The organism is Streptomyces sp. NPDC006134 (assembly GCF_040628835.1).
Taxonomy (GTDB): domain Bacteria; phylum Actinomycetota; class Actinomycetes; order Streptomycetales; family Streptomycetaceae; genus Streptomyces.
The window spans coordinates 1-13,986 of record NZ_JBEXTV010000101.1 but is presented as its reverse complement, the minus strand read 5'-3'; the positions used below and the strand labels follow the sequence as shown (position 1 = coordinate 13,986).

Annotated in this window: 15 protein-coding genes and 1 pseudogene; 8 read left to right on the top strand and 8 right to left on the bottom strand. The window is 70.0% G+C overall.

Translation table 11 applies throughout. From position 1 onward, the window contains the following. Window positions 1-727: 727 nt before the first annotated feature. From ABZ340_RS35390 to ABZ340_RS35370, 5 genes are all read right to left on the bottom strand, one after another. Window positions 728-1,000 carry a hypothetical protein gene (locus ABZ340_RS35390; protein ID WP_358785997.1) on the bottom strand — a complete coding sequence of 91 codons (273 nt, stop codon included), beginning with the start codon at window positions 998-1,000 and terminating at the stop codon, window positions 728-730. Then, window positions 1,000-1,233, bottom strand: coding sequence for a hypothetical protein (locus ABZ340_RS35385; protein WP_358785996.1), 234 nt, complete (start codon window positions 1,231-1,233; stop codon window positions 1,000-1,002). The genes ABZ340_RS35390 and ABZ340_RS35385 overlap by 1 nt, the downstream gene beginning before the upstream one ends. A 282-nt stretch (window positions 1,234-1,515) precedes the next feature. Further along, entirely contained in the window at window positions 1,516-2,295 is a 780-nt protein-coding gene (locus ABZ340_RS35380; RefSeq protein WP_358785995.1) for a hypothetical protein, read from the bottom strand. 213 nt (window positions 2,296-2,508) lie between these two features. Then, window positions 2,509-2,736, bottom strand: coding sequence for a hypothetical protein (locus ABZ340_RS35375; RefSeq protein ID WP_358785994.1), 228 nt, complete (start codon window positions 2,734-2,736; stop codon window positions 2,509-2,511). 31 nt (window positions 2,737-2,767) lie between these two features. Beyond that, complete coding sequence (locus ABZ340_RS35370) at window positions 2,768-3,097, bottom strand: HTH domain-containing protein (protein ID WP_358785993.1); 330 nt, start codon at window positions 3,095-3,097, stop codon at window positions 2,768-2,770. A 290-nt stretch (window positions 3,098-3,387) separates the two neighbouring features. Here ABZ340_RS35370 and ABZ340_RS35365 point away from each other — a divergent pair, with 290 nt between their 5' ends. Further along, window positions 3,388-3,948: a GNAT family N-acetyltransferase gene (locus ABZ340_RS35365; RefSeq protein WP_358785992.1), complete on the top strand. Its 561-nt coding sequence runs from the start codon at window positions 3,388-3,390 to the stop codon at window positions 3,946-3,948. 480 nt (window positions 3,949-4,428) lie between these two features. Continuing rightward, window positions 4,429-4,953, top strand: a complete 525-nt coding sequence (locus tag ABZ340_RS35360) for an AAA family ATPase (RefSeq protein WP_358785991.1) — start codon at window positions 4,429-4,431, stop codon at window positions 4,951-4,953. A 111-nt stretch (window positions 4,954-5,064) separates the two neighbouring features. Here the strand turns inward: ABZ340_RS35360 and ABZ340_RS35355 are convergent, their stop codons facing one another. Further along, window positions 5,065-5,622 (bottom strand): XRE family transcriptional regulator, encoded by a 558-nt coding sequence (locus tag ABZ340_RS35355; protein WP_358785990.1) that lies wholly within the window; start codon window positions 5,620-5,622, stop codon window positions 5,065-5,067. Between the two features lie 12 nt (window positions 5,623-5,634). Continuing rightward, a complete protein-coding gene (locus tag ABZ340_RS35350) occupies window positions 5,635-7,881 on the bottom strand; it encodes a helix-turn-helix transcriptional regulator (RefSeq protein WP_358785999.1) in 2,247 nt (748 codons plus the stop codon). Window positions 7,882-7,997: 116 nt separating this feature from the next. On the opposite strand from ABZ340_RS35350, the gene ABZ340_RS35345 reads away from it, so the two are divergent. The 4 genes and pseudogenes from ABZ340_RS35345 to ABZ340_RS35330 all read left to right on the top strand — a co-directional run bounded on the left by ABZ340_RS35345 (window position 7,998) and on the right by ABZ340_RS35330 (window position 10,178). Continuing rightward, window positions 7,998-8,414 (top strand): hypothetical protein, encoded by a 417-nt coding sequence (locus ABZ340_RS35345; protein WP_358785989.1) that lies wholly within the window; start codon window positions 7,998-8,000, stop codon window positions 8,412-8,414. A gap of 31 nt (window positions 8,415-8,445) precedes the next feature. Continuing rightward, window positions 8,446-8,577: pseudogene (locus ABZ340_RS35340) on the top strand (helix-turn-helix transcriptional regulator); the annotation flags it as partial. A 3-nt stretch (window positions 8,578-8,580) separates the two neighbouring features. Further along, window positions 8,581-8,976, top strand: coding sequence for a beta-ketoacyl synthase N-terminal-like domain-containing protein (locus ABZ340_RS35335; RefSeq protein WP_358785988.1), 396 nt, complete (start codon window positions 8,581-8,583; stop codon window positions 8,974-8,976). A 39-nt stretch (window positions 8,977-9,015) separates the two neighbouring features. Next, window positions 9,016-10,178 (top strand): IS3 family transposase gene (locus ABZ340_RS35330; protein ID WP_358785998.1). Its coding sequence is split into 2 segments (ribosomal slippage): window positions 9,016-9,300 and window positions 9,303-10,178, totalling 1,161 coding nucleotides; the frame shifts between segments, so codons are not numbered across the junction. A 66-nt stretch (window positions 10,179-10,244) separates the two neighbouring features. Here the strand turns inward: ABZ340_RS35330 and ABZ340_RS35325 are convergent. After that, the gene (locus ABZ340_RS35325) at window positions 10,245-11,285 is read right to left on the bottom strand and encodes a PQQ-binding-like beta-propeller repeat protein (RefSeq protein ID WP_358785987.1); all 1,041 of its coding nucleotides are present in this window, start codon (window positions 11,283-11,285) and stop codon (window positions 10,245-10,247) included. Between the two features lie 340 nt (window positions 11,286-11,625). On the opposite strand from ABZ340_RS35325, the gene ABZ340_RS35320 reads away from it, so the two are divergent. Together ABZ340_RS35320 and ABZ340_RS35315 are read left to right on the top strand one after the other, a co-directional pair. Next, on the top strand, window positions 11,626-12,789 hold the full coding sequence (locus tag ABZ340_RS35320; protein ID WP_358785986.1) for a ParA family protein: 1,164 nt from the start codon (window positions 11,626-11,628) through the stop codon (window positions 12,787-12,789). After that, the gene (locus ABZ340_RS35315; RefSeq protein ID WP_358785985.1) at window positions 12,786-13,850 is read left to right on the top strand and encodes a ParB/RepB/Spo0J family partition protein; all 1,065 of its coding nucleotides are present in this window, start codon (window positions 12,786-12,788) and stop codon (window positions 13,848-13,850) included. Before ABZ340_RS35320 ends, ABZ340_RS35315 begins: the two co-directional genes overlap by 4 nt. Window positions 13,851-13,986: the final 136 nt, after the last annotated feature.

Here is a 13,986-nt window from a genome sequence, read left to right as displayed (position 1 = left end):
CTAGCGGACGACGTCTCCACCGGCGGGATCCCCCTCGCCCCCCCCGCCACCCCCGCCCCCCCCGCGCTGCCCCCGCGCTCGGCGGGCGCCCCCCCCCCCCGCGCTGCTGAGGCCCTGCGGCTGGGGCCCGGTGGCGGGGCCGTCTTGCACCCCAATAGGGGTTAGTACAGGTAGTACCTATGTGCGGGTTGTAGATCCTTCCCTCTGAGAGTAGGGGTCGGGGGCGGGGCGGGGCGGTCAGCGCCGAGGAGGCGGCTGCGCGCGGTCTGCCGGTGTCGGCTCCTCCCGGTCAGCAACGCCGTGTGAGCGGGCAAGGCGCTGTACGGCGCTGTGAGCGCCTCTGGGGGCCTGATCGTCGCTCGGGAGCCCGGATGGCGTCAGAACGCCGCAGACGGCCGTGCAGTGCCGGGGAGGATCATGTGCGTCGAGCGGGCGGGGTGCCTCAGTGCAGATGGCGGCGGATGATGTGTGCCCGCGCAGCGAGCTTCGCCCTCAGGGGGAGAGATCTACAAGCGGGCTCTGTGGCGAGGTCTGCCTGGCCGACCGTACTTCCGGTACTTCGCCTTCGGCGGGTGAGGAAGAGCGCGCCCGTGATCAGGTCAGTCAGTCCTAGGTCTCCCTTGTACGCGAGCGATCCCTCATCAGATGACAGACCCGATCCCTCATCAACCGATGGACATGCGGAGAGGCCAGCCGTACGCGGTCAGCTTGGTCCAGGACGTCGCGGTCAGACCTCGAGGTACGCGACAACGACCACGGTCTTCAAGGCCGTCACCCAGTACAGGAGCCGGACTCGCTCGACTTCGTCGGCGTACTCGCGCAGATAGGGGCCGGCGGTGTCGCCGGGGATCGGCTCGCCGACCTCGGGGTCGACGGAGACGACGACCAGGGCGCGGTCCAGGGCGTGGATCCCCGCCTCGCTGGTGACCTGTTCCAGCTGCTTGGCGGCGGAGTCGGAGAAGGTGATGCGGGCGCGGCGCGGGCCGTGCTGCGGGGCCATCAGACGACGGCCGGGCGCTGCCGAGCGAGGCGGGCGAGGTGGGCCTCGCGCAGCTCCTCCCACGGGGTGCACTGCTCGGGGTCGGGCAGGCCGTTGGCGGCGATGTCCTCCAGGACGGCGGCGAACCGGTCGGCGTCGGCGCGGGTCTTGGCCGCGTACGCGCGGACCGCGTCGGCGGCCGCGGGCTCCAGCTGCTGCCGGGCGGTGTCGGCGGGGGCCGGCTGTTCGCTCATCGAGGGCTCCAGAGGGCAGAACTGGCGTTGCTCACCACGGTATCGCCGGGCAAGCGGGCCCGGGAGCACTCCGGACGAACCCGGCACGCGACTACGTTCCGTGCTGCCCCCGAGTGCGCGTGAGGCCCGATCAGGCTGTCACGCTCCCCTGGATCGAAAACCGGCCTGGAGGCCCCTACAGGCAACCAGAAAAGGACAAACAGGAACGTATTGGTGACGGCGTGACACCGGGCGTGACACTTTTCCGGGTGGGCGTGACGCTGCTGTCACGCTCACTCTGCGTCAGCGTGACGCGGATTCCGGACGTGCGGGCGGTCGGCCGGTGGTGGGGCCGGCCTGCTTCTCCCAGGCCGCGCGCCAGGTCGTCAGTTCGTCCTCGGTGTACCGGACGGTCTGCCCCTCCAGCCTGCCTTCGGGCACCGGGATGCCGCGTTCCGGGGAGCGTCTGCGCATGGAGGTGCGTGCCGTCGGCGCCTTCCACGGCAGGATGCCCTTCTTCCACGCCTCCTCCAGCGAGTACCGGACCGGCACGGGGTCGCCGAAGGCATCGTTCGCCGGCAGCGGCTGGCGGATCACCGGGGCCGCGTCCACGGGCTGCGGCGGCAGCGCCGGACGGCCGGGCGGGACGACGGGGCTCTGTCCGCACACATGCGGCCGCTCGTGTTCGACCAGCGGTTCCATCCCGGCCAGGATCCGGCGCAGGGGCGGCCCAGGGGCGCTGGCCGCGAACGCCAGCTCGTCGACGTCGGCGCCGGGGACCAGGCGGGCGAGTTCGGCGAGCAGCGCGGCGTGCGCGAGGACCGGCGGCGTCAGAAGGCCGGCGGCTTCCTCGCGGGCGGCGGCGGCCGCGGCGTCGGCGGCGAGCTCGGCCTGGACAACCTCGTCGGTGTCCGGGTCGTAGACGATGCCCGACGGCGCGGCAGCGAGCAGCTGCGCGAGGCGCTCCCACTCCGCGAGCTCCGCCCGGCCGCGGACGTCGTCGGCCAGGTCCTCGAACCAGGACGCCTGCCGGGCGTCGAACCGCGCTTCCTCAAGGGCCGCCGCGACGGCGCCGGCGTCCATCCCCTTCGCCCGGCGCCGTACGACCCGGCGGCCGATGCGGGCCGGGTCGACCGGCTCGCGGGGCGAGCGGTCGACGGGTACTGCCGCCGGGTGGCCACATCCTGGTCATCTTCGACCTCGCATTCGTGGTGAGAAATGAGAGCGGGCCGCCGCCGGAACGCTTCTGCGACGACCCGCAGGATTGCTTTATAGAAGGCCCGGAATTCGACCGATTCAGAACATGAACTCGATGGCTTGAACGTGCGTTAAATCCGCACGCAGACCATCGGCGCGGGTGCCCCACTCCGTGAAATACGACTCGGTGATGGCCTCCGCGACAATCGGATGCAGATCCTCCTCCGTCGCACCGGCCTCCTGGAGATCCAGGATTTGCCGCGCGTAGGTAGGCGAGATCGGGGGGTGATGGTGCGTATGCGACCGTCGTTCGAGCTGCCCGAGCACGTGAATCCGAAGTACGCGGTCAGCTCCACCATCATGCCGCCGGAGGTGGCTGCCTGTTCGCACGCCTCTGCTCTGACCTGCGGTTCCACTCGGATTCGGTCGCTTCCACCAGGGCGGCCTTCAGGCGCTTCTGCGGGGTCGTCAGCTTCCCGGCGCGGTAGCGCTCCACCGTGCGGCGCGAGACGCCCAGGCGCTCCGCCAGGGCCTTGGCCGACCCCTTCGCCCGCGTGAGGAGGAATTTCACCTGAGTCTTTGCGGATTTCGGCGCGGGCCGGGTGAACACCTTCCGCTCCGCCCGCGCGAGGGACTCCAGGACCTTGCCGCGGCGCAGGGCCGGCTGCTGCTGCTCGTGATCGCTCATGCGATCGGAAGGCCACGGATCGCCTGTGGACAGAGGCATGGATCCCGCGCCCAAGTCGTCTGCTGCCGGGCGGTGTTCGGAAGGGTGTCGGGTGGGGGAGGGCCGTGGTGACAAAGGGGAGGAACGCCGTGGGGAAGCGAACAGGGGCGCGCAAGGGCGCCCGCCGGTCGGGGAATCCAGCGTGCCGCGAGGCGGAGCGTCTGTTCTCGGGGAACGTGCTGGATGAGCGCATGTATGCGGCCCCCAGTACGGCTGACCGGTCAGCGGTGCAGCCGGGAGAGGTCATCCCGGTGAGCGTTCCGGAGCTGCCGGACGGCCTCGTGATCCGAGACGCGGCCCGCGCCGGCACGGCCCCGCTGGAGCCGGTGATCCGGCTGGCCGACCCGGATAACCCCGACGGGTCATGGCGGGCGCTGCGTAACGTGATCGACCAGAGCCTCGATCCGGAGAAGCCCACGTACGCGCGGGTGGTGGAGGAGACGTCGTCCGGCGCGCTGGTCGGCGGGATGCTCATGCTGCCGGTGACGTGGGCCCTCACCCACCCCGTGCTCATCGGATCGCCCAACGTGCACATCATCGCCGGTCTGGTCGCCTGCCTGGACTCCCTCGCGGTGGTCGAGCAGTGGCGCGGCCAGGGCGTCGCGCGCGCCCTGGTGGCCGAAGCGGCGAAGGCGGCCGGCTCGCGTCAGGCCGGGAAGCTGGGCACGGCCGTCCTGTACGCCACGCACGAGCCGGAGCTGACGGACTTCTATGCCGGGCTCGGCTTTACCCTCTCCCCCGACGGCATCGGCATCCCCACCCCGACCGGACTGATCTGCCACGGCCCGGCCAAGGGTTCCGCTTCTCGGTGAAGCCGCTGCGCACCGGCATCCAGATGGAGCCCATGGCCACCCCGTACGGGCGGCAGCTGGTCGTCCGTGGCGCCCTGCCTGTCCCTGCGCGCTGACGTCAGCGGCGAGTGACGGCGTAGCCCGCGTCGTTGACTGCGCGGGACCACACGTCGCGGCCGAACCACCTGGTGATGTCCGGCTGCATCTCGGTAATGGTGCGCATCCGCGCTTCCCAGTCGTGGTCACCGGCGGCGAACTAGAGTTCGCCCCCTGCCCGCCAGACATCGGCGAGGATCCCGAGCTGCGTGCCGTCTGGAGCCGACAGCGGCACAACGTCTGCCACTGGCTCAAGGAGACAGGCACACGAGACGGCCTCCCCTGCTACCGGGCCCTCAAGCCACTGCTCGACGACCACGCCGAGCAACTGGCCAAGGCGATCGACCGCACCGGGTTTTCCACTCTTTCTGTCCACGCGGCCCGCACGACGCTAGCGTCAAGTCCATGATCGTATGGCTCAACGGCACGCACGGCGCAGGCAAGACGACGACCAGCGCGCTCGTCCAACAGCTGATTCCGGACTCACGGGTGTTCGACGCCGAGAAAGTCGGCGAGACGCTCATGGACATCAAGCCAGGGCTGCCTGCGACGGACAACTTCCAGCACTGGCCGCCGTGGCGGCCGCTCGTGGTCGAGACCGCCCGGCGCGTCCTCGACTACACCGGCGGCACCCTGGTGATGCCCATGACCGTCCTGGTCGAGCGGTACTGGCGCGAGATCAGCTCGGGCCTTGCCGAGCACGGTATTCCGGTCCGGCACTTTGTCCTCCACGCCGACCAGAACACTCTCCGCGCGCGCATCGCGGGCGACACCGTTCTCGGCCCCGACTCCCCGTTCCGGCTCCAATACCTTGAGCCCTACGCCGAGGCGGCCCGCGAGTGGCTGCACGCCGAGGCCGAGGTCGTCGACACCACGCACCTCACCCCCGCCCAGGCCGCCCAGCAGATCGCAGAGGCCGTCAAGAGTTGAGAGGACAACCTTCCGGCACCGCACCCTGCAGGTGACAACAAGACTGCCTATGTGACAACTACCGTGCTTCGGCTCAGGTCCGTGGCTCGCGAGCTGTTCGGGGCGCGGCGGCTACAGCTCGAACTCGAGGTGCTCGATGTCCGTGAAGTGGACCTCCTCCAGGGAGCCGGCGCGGCGGCCGCCGTCCTGGAAGTACACCTCCTTGAGCGCTTCGGCCGCGATCTCCTGGAGCCGCTGGTCGGTGCCGCCGGCCTCCTGGGCCTCGAAGAGACGAGCGGCGAAGTGGGGCGGCAGCGCGACGGTCAGGTGCCGGACGCGGCCCTCATCGGTGGAGCCGATCGGTGCGGTGTAACCCATGCGGGCCCGGGTGTCGATGACGATGCCGCCGGTGGTGGCCGCCTGCCGGCGGGCCTTGGCCCGGATCTGCGGCTGCCACCGCTTCTTCACCTCGCGCTCCAGACGCTCCGCGAGGTCGGGACGCGGCTTCTTGATCTGGTTCTTCACGTACCGCTCGACGGTGCGCTGGGAGATGCCCAGCAGTTGTGCGACCGCCTTGGTGCCCTTGAGCTGCTTGACCAGGTACCGCATCCGCGCGGGCGCGCTCTTGGGCGCCGGGCGGGTGAACGCCTTCTGCACCGCGGCGTCCAGACCGTCCCCGAACAGGCTCATCGTGGCCTACTCCTACTCTCCGTTGTCGATGTCGGTGACGGTGCCGTCCTTGATGTAGCGGGCGAGGTTGAGCTCCGGGGCGTCGAACCGCTCGCGGACCTCCTCGCCCCACAGGACGGTCTGGGTGCCTTCGTGCTTGACCAGGCCCGGGTTGATGCCGAGCTTGAAACCGCCGGGCAGCGGCTTGCCCTCCCGGTACGGCAGGAAGTCCAGCGGCGAGGGCCCGTTCGAGGCGTAGACGACGCAGTCGGACAGGACCGCGACCGGGTACTGGCCGGTGAACGCCGCGTGCTTGAGCATCTTGCGGTGCAGGTTGATCCGGGTGCGGGAGATGACCGCCGCGCGGATGTCCGGCCGCCAGGTGGGGCGGGACAGGGCGCGCCACGGCTCACCCGGCCGCCAGCCCTCACCCCGCGGGCGCTCACGGAGCTTGCCGATCCCGCCCTTCACCGTCGCCTTGATGGCCGAGACGACGATCGCCAGCTCCGGGTCACGGTCCTTGTGACCGTCCATCGCGGCGAGGAAGTCGGCCGGCGCCATGTCGGCGTGCACGCCGAGGTCGGCCATGGTGGCGAGGTAGGCGTCACGCAGCCGGGTGTACCAGCCGTCCAGGTAGCGGCCGTTGTCGTACCGGACGTACGCTTCCATGGGGCGCACCTCGTAGCCGAGCTCCACCGCGTAGGCGACGGTCGGGGTGGCGTACCAGGCCGGCCCCGTCGGGCGCTCGCCCTTCGGCGTGAACGGGGAGGGCAGCAGGCTGCCGTCCAGCTCCACCCACTCCTTGCCGGCCCTCACCCGGGACAGGTCGACGTGGGACAGGTCCACCAGCCACGAGCCGGGCAGCTTCGGGTCGAAGACCGGGTTCTTGACGTGCGTCGCCTCACCGAGACCGACGGTCAGACCGTTCGCGCCGGCGGCGAAGGCCATGTTCACGTCGATGCCCACCAGGTGCCGCAGGGTGCACTCGGCATCGGTCATCGGCCGTGCCCAGTCGTACGCCTCCTCGAACAGCTTCTCGCCGGGGCCGCGCACGTGGAACCGGGGCAGATCCTTGAGGACCGGGTGGCCGTCGGGGACCTCGCACGGCGGCCAGTTCATCGGGTCGATGGCGTCCTTGCCCAGCGAGCCGGGGTTGTGCTCGGAGTGCCGGCGGCCGTCGGCGTCCGGCTCGGAGGCGCGCGTCGGCGGGTGCAGCGCGGTCATCAGCTCCAGGCCCGTCACGGCCGTGGAGCCGCGCGGCGTCATCACCCGCGAGGCGTACACGCCCAAGACGCGGGCGAGCTCGGCCGGCGGGAGCTGCCCGGCCGCGCCCCAGTGCCGCGTGTCCAGCGCCCCCCACGACGGGATGCACAGCTGCACGCAGGCCCGCTCCGAACCGGTGGCGGGACGGTAGATCCGCGCCCACGGGCCGAAGCCGCGCTTCGTCAGCTTCCACTCCATCCGGGCCAGCTGCTTGATGACCTTGTGGTCCTCCGGCAGACGTCCGGCGAGGCGCTCCTCCTCGGTGAGCGCCGTCGGCAGGCCGTAGCGCTTCAGCGCCGCCTCGGTGAGTACGAGCAGGGGGTCGGCGTCCTTGCCGGGCCCGGACAGCTTCGGCTGACCGAGCTTCGCCTCTTTGAGCGTCCAGTCCACCAGGGACGGCAGGGACTTGGCGGGCACGTCCAGGACCAGGCCGCCGGTGCAGTACGCCAGGACATGGCCGTCGGCGTCGACGTCGACGACCGCGAGCGGGCCGTTGGCAAAGCGGGCGTCGCTGCCCCGCGAGCTGGCAGAGGCTGCCTTCTTAGCGCCCGGACGGCGCGACGTCGTCGTGCTCCTGGTGGTCCGGGCCGGGCGCGCGGTGGCGGCCGGGGCGGGAAGCGTGGCGGGGTGGGACTGGGTGTTCTCGTCAGCGGTCATGGCCGCAGCCTCGGACGTCTGTCCTGTGGACGGAGTCTGTGCTTCCGGCGCCGGGGTGGCCGGCCCGGCGAACGTCTCGGGCACCGCCGTGTCCTCGTTCGGGGCGGTGGTGTTGGCCGAGGCGGGGTAGAGCTTCGCGAGCCCATCCAGCAGCCGTGCGTACGCGTCGCGCTCCGGCGGGCGGGGCTCGGTCTTGCCGGACTCCCAGCCGCTGATCGTGGCCCGGCGCACCTTCAGGGCTGCGGCGATCTCGTCGATCGTCAGGCCGTGGGCCTTGCGCAGGCGCTTGCGCTCCTCGGGCGGCGGCAGCGGGGCGCGGGACGCGAGCAGCGCGTCGACCGCGTCGAACAACTCGGACACGGACTCGGGCATGGAGCACCTCCTGACCGACACACTACACCAGAAGCGTACCGATAGCGTACCTATCGCGTACGTATCGCGTGCGAATTGCGTTCTTGTCACGTACGTTTGCTGTGTTGACCTTGGAACGCGAACAGCTCCGTTCGGTCCTGCACCGTGCGAGCTCGACCGGCATGGAGGACCTGGTGGGGGAAAGCGGCCTTGTGGATGCTGCGTTGCCCGAGCCGGAGAACCGCCAGGTCCTGGAGCAGGTGATCATTCCGTCGGCCGAGGAGCTGCGCCGGCTCCTGGAGCGGGACCTGCGGGTCGTCACCAGCGCCGAGCGCGACGCCGTGGTCCAGGCCGGCAGTGCGGCGGAGTACGAGCACTTCCACGCCGCGGCCTTCGGCGACTACTACAGCCGGATGGCCGAGCCCGGCCTGCGCGCGGACTTCTTCCGGGCCGTCGGCGAGGCCGCGTGGCGGCGCCAGCAGGAGCGTGGGCATGTGAGTCACATGCCGGTCCGGCTGTGGAAGACGACCACCCGCGGCTGAGTCGAAGCATCCAGCTGCCGGACGGCCCGGCCTGCGCCGGGAAGAGGTCGCCTCCCTCTCCGGGGTCAGCATCGCCTGGTACACCTGGCTGGAGCAGGGCAGGGCCACCGCCTCACGACAGGTACTGGAGTCCGTCGGGCGTGCGCTGCGGCTCGACGACGCCGAGATGCGCCGTGTGCTGCGGCTGGCCGGCTCCTACGAGCCCGAGACGAGCCCGTCCCGCGGTCCGGTGAACGGGGCACTCCAGCCCATGCTGGACTCCTGGCCGGTGAGCCCCGCCGTCCTGCTCGACCGGAACTTCGACCTCGTCGCCTGGAACGCGGCCTGGTCCGCCGTCACCGGGTTCGACGCGGCCTTCTTCGGGGTCGGCCCGCGCGAGGCCCTGGCGATGGACCCCCAGCAGCGGCTGATGCTCGAACTGGGCTGGGAGCCCTGGAAGAGGCCCGCGTCGTCCCCGGGCGCTTCGCGGGCAGCCGCACCGGTGTGTTCGCCGGCGCCATCCGGGAGCGACCCTGCTGCGCCAGCAGGGCACAGGTCTGCCGCACGATCGGGTGGCATCTGAACCGGCTTGCCCTATCGGTCGGGCGGGAGGGATGTCGCTGTGCCCAAGCCTTGTCCGGAAGAGTTCCGCCTGGGCGTCGTGCGGGTCGCGAGGAACCGCGGGCCGGGTGTGGCGGTCGAGCAGGTGGCCACCGGCTTCGGGGTCCGTCCGATGACGTTGTGGAAGTGGATGCGTCGCGCGGACATCGACGACGGGACCAAGCCCGGAACGATCAGCCAGGAGAGCACCGGGCTTCGGGGAGCGCGTCGGCGGATCAAGCTGCTGGGGCAGGAGAACGAGGTTCTGCGCCGGGCGGTGGCCTGTCTGTCGCAGGCGCGTCCGCCGGGAAAAGGATCTACCCGCTCGTGGAGGAGCCGGCCGGGGACGGGGTGCCCGTCGCGGTTGCGCGCCGGGTGCTGAAGTTCGCCGGACAGCCCTGCTGCCGCCGGCTGGACCAGCCGGTTGCCGACGCCGTGCTGGAGGAGGCGTATCGCGCGAACGCGCTGTTCGACGCGCACCGTGACGGACCGGAGTTCGGCTACCGCTTCCTGGCCGACGAGGCACGCGGCGCCGGGGCCGTGATGGCGGACCGGACCGCATGGCGGATCTGCCGGGACAACCGCTGGTGGAGCGTGTTCGGCAAGAAGCGCGGCAAGGGAAAGAAGGCCGGCCCGCCAGTCCACGACGACCTGGTCCGCCGTGACTTCACCGCAGCCGGCCCGAACCGGCTGTGGCTCGCTGGCCTCACCGAACACGTCACCGGTGAGGGGAAGCTGTACCTGTGCGCGGTCAAGGACGTCTTCAGCAACAGGATCGTGGGCTGCTCCATCGATGGCCGGATGAAGTCCCGCCTGGTTGTGACCGCTCTGGACAACGCCGTGTCCCGGCGTGGGGGCGTCGACGGGTGCCTTCTGCACAGCGATCGCGGATCGCAGTTCCGTTCCCGGAAATCCGTCCGGGCCCTCGACCGTCACCAGATGGCTGGGGCGACAGGGAGAGTCGGGGCAGCCGGCGACAACGCGGCCATGGAGTCCTTCTTCAGTCTGCTGCGGAAGAACGTCCTCGACCGCCGGATCGGGACCACTCGTGAGGAACTGCGGATCGCGATCGTGACCTGGATCGAGCGGACCTGTCATCGCCGCCGCAGGCAAGCCGCGCTCGGCCGCTTGACCCCCGTCGAATTCGAGACCGTCATGACTGCACCGGCCCTCCAGGCCGCTTGACAGAACCTGCCACCCGCATCTGCATCAGGCCCGTACCTGATTCGGTGCGCTGAGGTCGTACGGCCCTCACTCCACTGTGTGGGCGATGACGGATCGGCCTGCCGGGTAGAGAAGACGATCTGGCATGACGGTCATCAAGCTCGACTGGCGGCGGGAGGGGACCAGTCGCCACTTCTCCGCACCGTCGGTCATCCTGCGGGCCACGACCTGCCGGTCGCCGGCGACGAAGGTGTAGTCATCGAGAAGGGCTAGGTCGAAGACGGCTCCCGGGCGTACGACATCAGACCACAGGATCCTGCCTGTGGCCCGGTCAAGGCACCGGAGCAGGCCCAGACGTGTGCCGTAGACCACGTGGCGGGCTCCGACGACGGGGGCCAGGTAGACGCCGTGCCCCATCGCGGCAGTGCCGCCCAGCGGTACGGGGGCCGGGCCGTGCTGCCTCCACCGTTCGCGGCCCGTCTGCAGGTCGACGGCGAGCAGGCCGCCGTTCCCGGTGGGGGAGTAGGCGGCCCCGTCGCGCACCACGGCCGGGGCGTGGTTGAAGAAGTAGTCGTGCAGCTCTGCCGTCCACCGAACGCTGCCGTTGTGCAGATCGATGCCCCAGCAGTGCTCGCTGCCGCTCACAGCCCCGATGTCTCCCTCGACGGCCACGGGCCCCTGGGACGACTTGAGCTCCTGGCTCCAGAGGCGGGTCCCGTGCCGTCGGTCCAGGAAGTGGATGTGCCAGCCGTGATGCGCCACCACCCCACTCGTGGCGGGGGTGAGCTGGGCTCCCAACGCCTCGTGGGGTTTCTTCCGGGGCGGCAGGGACTCGGGTCTGCTGCTGAGAGTGTCGAGGTCTGTGATCCACAGCGTGCGGCCTTCGTCCTGACTCAGGGCCATGACATGGCGGGCTCCAGCGACGTACACGAGACCGTCGGACACGGCCAACGACGCCACGCGTGCGACGGCTTCGGGCAGGTGTACCCGCCAGTCGAGGCGCCCCGACTCCGCGTCGACGGCAGACACCCAGCCGGTACGGGACACCCAGAAACACCGACCGCTGCCGTGAACGATCCGAGAGTGGATCCGCCCGCGCGAACGTGCCTTCCACGCAACCGTCTTCATCTGGTCACTGTTGCCATCGCATGCAGTCAGGAAACCACGCGCAATCGCGGAGCTGTCCCGTTGGCAGGGCACGGAGTGCGAACTGCGTATAGAGGGACGGGGGTGCCGTCCCCGGGCACGGCGTCATCGATGACCTGCCGCGCCTTGAGGTCGGGTGTTCGCCTCGGGTGGGACGGGGATTATCACGCCGTGATAATCCCCGTCCCACCCGGCCGCCGTACGTGTGCTGCCTCCGCCAACTATCACGGCGTGATAATCAGCACCCATCGGCAGGGTGAAACCCTGTCAAGTAGCCCGAATCGGATGCCACAGACGTCACGGAAGTCAGTAAGGTGACGCCATGGCCTCTCCATACCCTGACGGAGACCGGGAAAAGGTAGCGTCCAAGCTGCCCTCGGCCCTCCAGCAACAGCTCAAAGTGCGTGCCGCCGAACTCAGCCTGGACATCCAGGACGCCGTAGAGGCGGCCATCAACACCTGGCGCGAACACACCGCCCCCGGCACGGAAGTCGACACCGCCGGCGCCAGGTCGTTCTCCACCTGGCTCCCCCCAGGCCTGTACGAAGACTTCAAGGACACGTGCACCAGCCGCGGCGTCTCCTACACCCAAGGCCTGGCCCAGTCCATCCGCGACTGGCTCGATGCCAACCCTTCGCCCCAGCACGGCGGCCCCGCCACCGACCCCGAACGGAAAATCGTCGGCAACCAAAAGGGCGGCGTCGGCAAGACCGCCATCTCCGCCGGCATCGGCCAGGCCTACGCCGAAGCAGGCAAGAGGGTCCTCATCGTTGACTTCGACCCCCAAGGCCACCTCAGCGAGCAGCTCGCAGTCCCGCAGATCGAACCCGACCACGACAGCCTGGTCTCCCACATGTGCGGCGAAGGCCAAGGCGACTTGCGCGACCTGGTCGTGGAAATAGAGGACCCCCGGTTCGAGAAGCGGCTGCACGTGCTGCCGGCCTGCTTCGACGGCTTCCTCCTCGACGCAAAGATCGCCGTCGTCGCCACACAGAAGCGCGGCTTCCAGAAGGAAGCAGCACTCGAGATGGCCCTGCGCCCCCTCGAAGCCGACTACGACGTCATCATCATCGACTGCCCGCCCAGCCTCGGCATCGCCATGGACGCCGCCCTCTACTACGGCCGACGCCGCCGCGGCGAACCCGCCGGCGTCTCCGGTGTCATCATCCCCGTCCTCGCCGAGGACTCCTCCGCCACCGCCTACAGCATGCTCGCCCAGCAGATCGAAGACCTCTGCGAAGACCTCTCCCTCGATGTCGACTACCTCGGCCTGGTGGTGAACCTGTACGACTCGCGCCGCGGCTACGTCGCCACCTCGTCCCTGGAAAACTGGAAGGCCATCGGCGACCCCAAGGTCCTCGCCGTCATCGGCGACCTGAAGGAGCAGCGGGAAGCCGTCCGCAAGCGGATGCCGCTGCTCTCCTATGCCCCGCACAGCGGCCAGGCGGAGGCCATGCGGCAGGTTGCGAGGGGAGCAACCCGTTGAGCAAGGCCGACACCCTGGGAGCAGCACCCGCCTTCGGAGCGGTCCGCGGTGCCCGCAGCTCCCGCCGCAACGCCATCGAGCGCACCATCGGCGGCGACAACGCGGCCACCGCGGCAATCACCGAACTGCCGGTGACCCTCATCAGCGAGAACCCCGACAACCCGCGCAACCACCTGCGCAACCTCGACGAGACCGTGGAGTCGGTCCGCGAAGTCGGCATCATCCTGCCCATCGTCGTGGCCACCACCGACGCCTACCTCCGCGACCGTCCCGACCGCGCAGACGACCTGGACGACGGAACGCAGTACATCGTCGTCGACGGCCACCGGCGCCTCGAGGCCGCCCGCCGCGTAGGCCTGGCCACCATCCCCGTCCGCGTCGACAACGCCCGAGTCAGCACCGACGAGTCTCTCCTCGAGGCCGCGTTCATCGCGAACTACCACCGCGACGACATGACCGACCTCGAGGAAGCCCACGCTCTCCAGCAGCTGGTGGAGTACTACGGTTCTCAAACCAAGACCGCCAAACGCCTTGGCATCCCCCAGGCCACCATCTCCAGCAAGCTGTCTCTGCTGAAGCTGTCACCAGAACTCCAGAAAGACCTGGCGACGGGTGTGCGGATGGTGGAGCACGTCCGGAACCTGGGCAAGCTCTCCCCCGCAGAGCAGAAGAAGAAAGCCGACGAGCGCGCCGCTGCCGACCGCCGCAAGGACCGGCAGCAGACGCCGAAGCCGCCGAAGCCAGTTGACTCACCGGTCGGCGGGGGAGGGCAGAAGCGCCAACTATCACGCCGTGATAATCCCGGTCCGGCGCCGCAGGGCAAGAACGACCGGCAGCAGGGAGGCGGGACCGAGCAGTCCGTCCCCGAGGCGCGCTCCCATAACAACGACGCACCGGTCGGGAACGGCCAGGGCACAGGACAGCAGCTGAAGCGGTTCCCCTACGAGGATGGCGTAACCGCCGCGCAGTACCTGATCCACAAGATGCCACCGGATGAGTTCAACAAGATGCTGGACCTGCTGAACAAGCACAGGGACAGCCAGGTTGCCCCTGCCGGATAGGCACGTGCCCGTGCCGCGAGGGCCGGTTTCCCGGCGCCGGGAAACCGGGCCCCGCCCGTGTTTCCGCCGGGGAGCCCCAGTAGACGGGGTGCGGGGCCGGGCCCGGCCGTGGCGGGGACTTCACGCCGGGGGTGGG

Coding starts and splice junctions, on each gene's coding strand:
- ABZ340_RS35380 (WP_358785995.1), bottom strand. CDS start 2,295: ATGGACGCCGGCGCCGTCGCGGCGGCCCTTGAGGAAGCGCGGTTCGAC.
- ABZ340_RS35390 (WP_358785997.1), bottom strand. CDS start 1,000: ATGGCCCCGCAGCACGGCCCGCGCCGCGCCCGCATCACCTTCTCCGAC.
- ABZ340_RS35335 (WP_358785988.1), top strand. CDS start 8,581: ATGCGCCGTGTGCTGCGGCTGGCCGGCTCCTACGAGCCCGAGACGAGC.
- ABZ340_RS35370 (WP_358785993.1), bottom strand. CDS start 3,097: ATGAGCGATCACGAGCAGCAGCAGCCGGCCCTGCGCCGCGGCAAGGTC.
- ABZ340_RS35320 (WP_358785986.1), top strand. CDS start 11,626: ATGGCCTCTCCATACCCTGACGGAGACCGGGAAAAGGTAGCGTCCAAG.
- ABZ340_RS35325 (WP_358785987.1), bottom strand. CDS start 11,285: ATGAAGACGGTTGCGTGGAAGGCACGTTCGCGCGGGCGGATCCACTCT.
- ABZ340_RS35355 (WP_358785990.1), bottom strand. CDS start 5,622: ATGAGCCTGTTCGGGGACGGTCTGGACGCCGCGGTGCAGAAGGCGTTC.
- ABZ340_RS35385 (WP_358785996.1), bottom strand. CDS start 1,233: ATGAGCGAACAGCCGGCCCCCGCCGACACCGCCCGGCAGCAGCTGGAG.
- ABZ340_RS35360 (WP_358785991.1), top strand. CDS start 4,429: ATGATCGTATGGCTCAACGGCACGCACGGCGCAGGCAAGACGACGACC.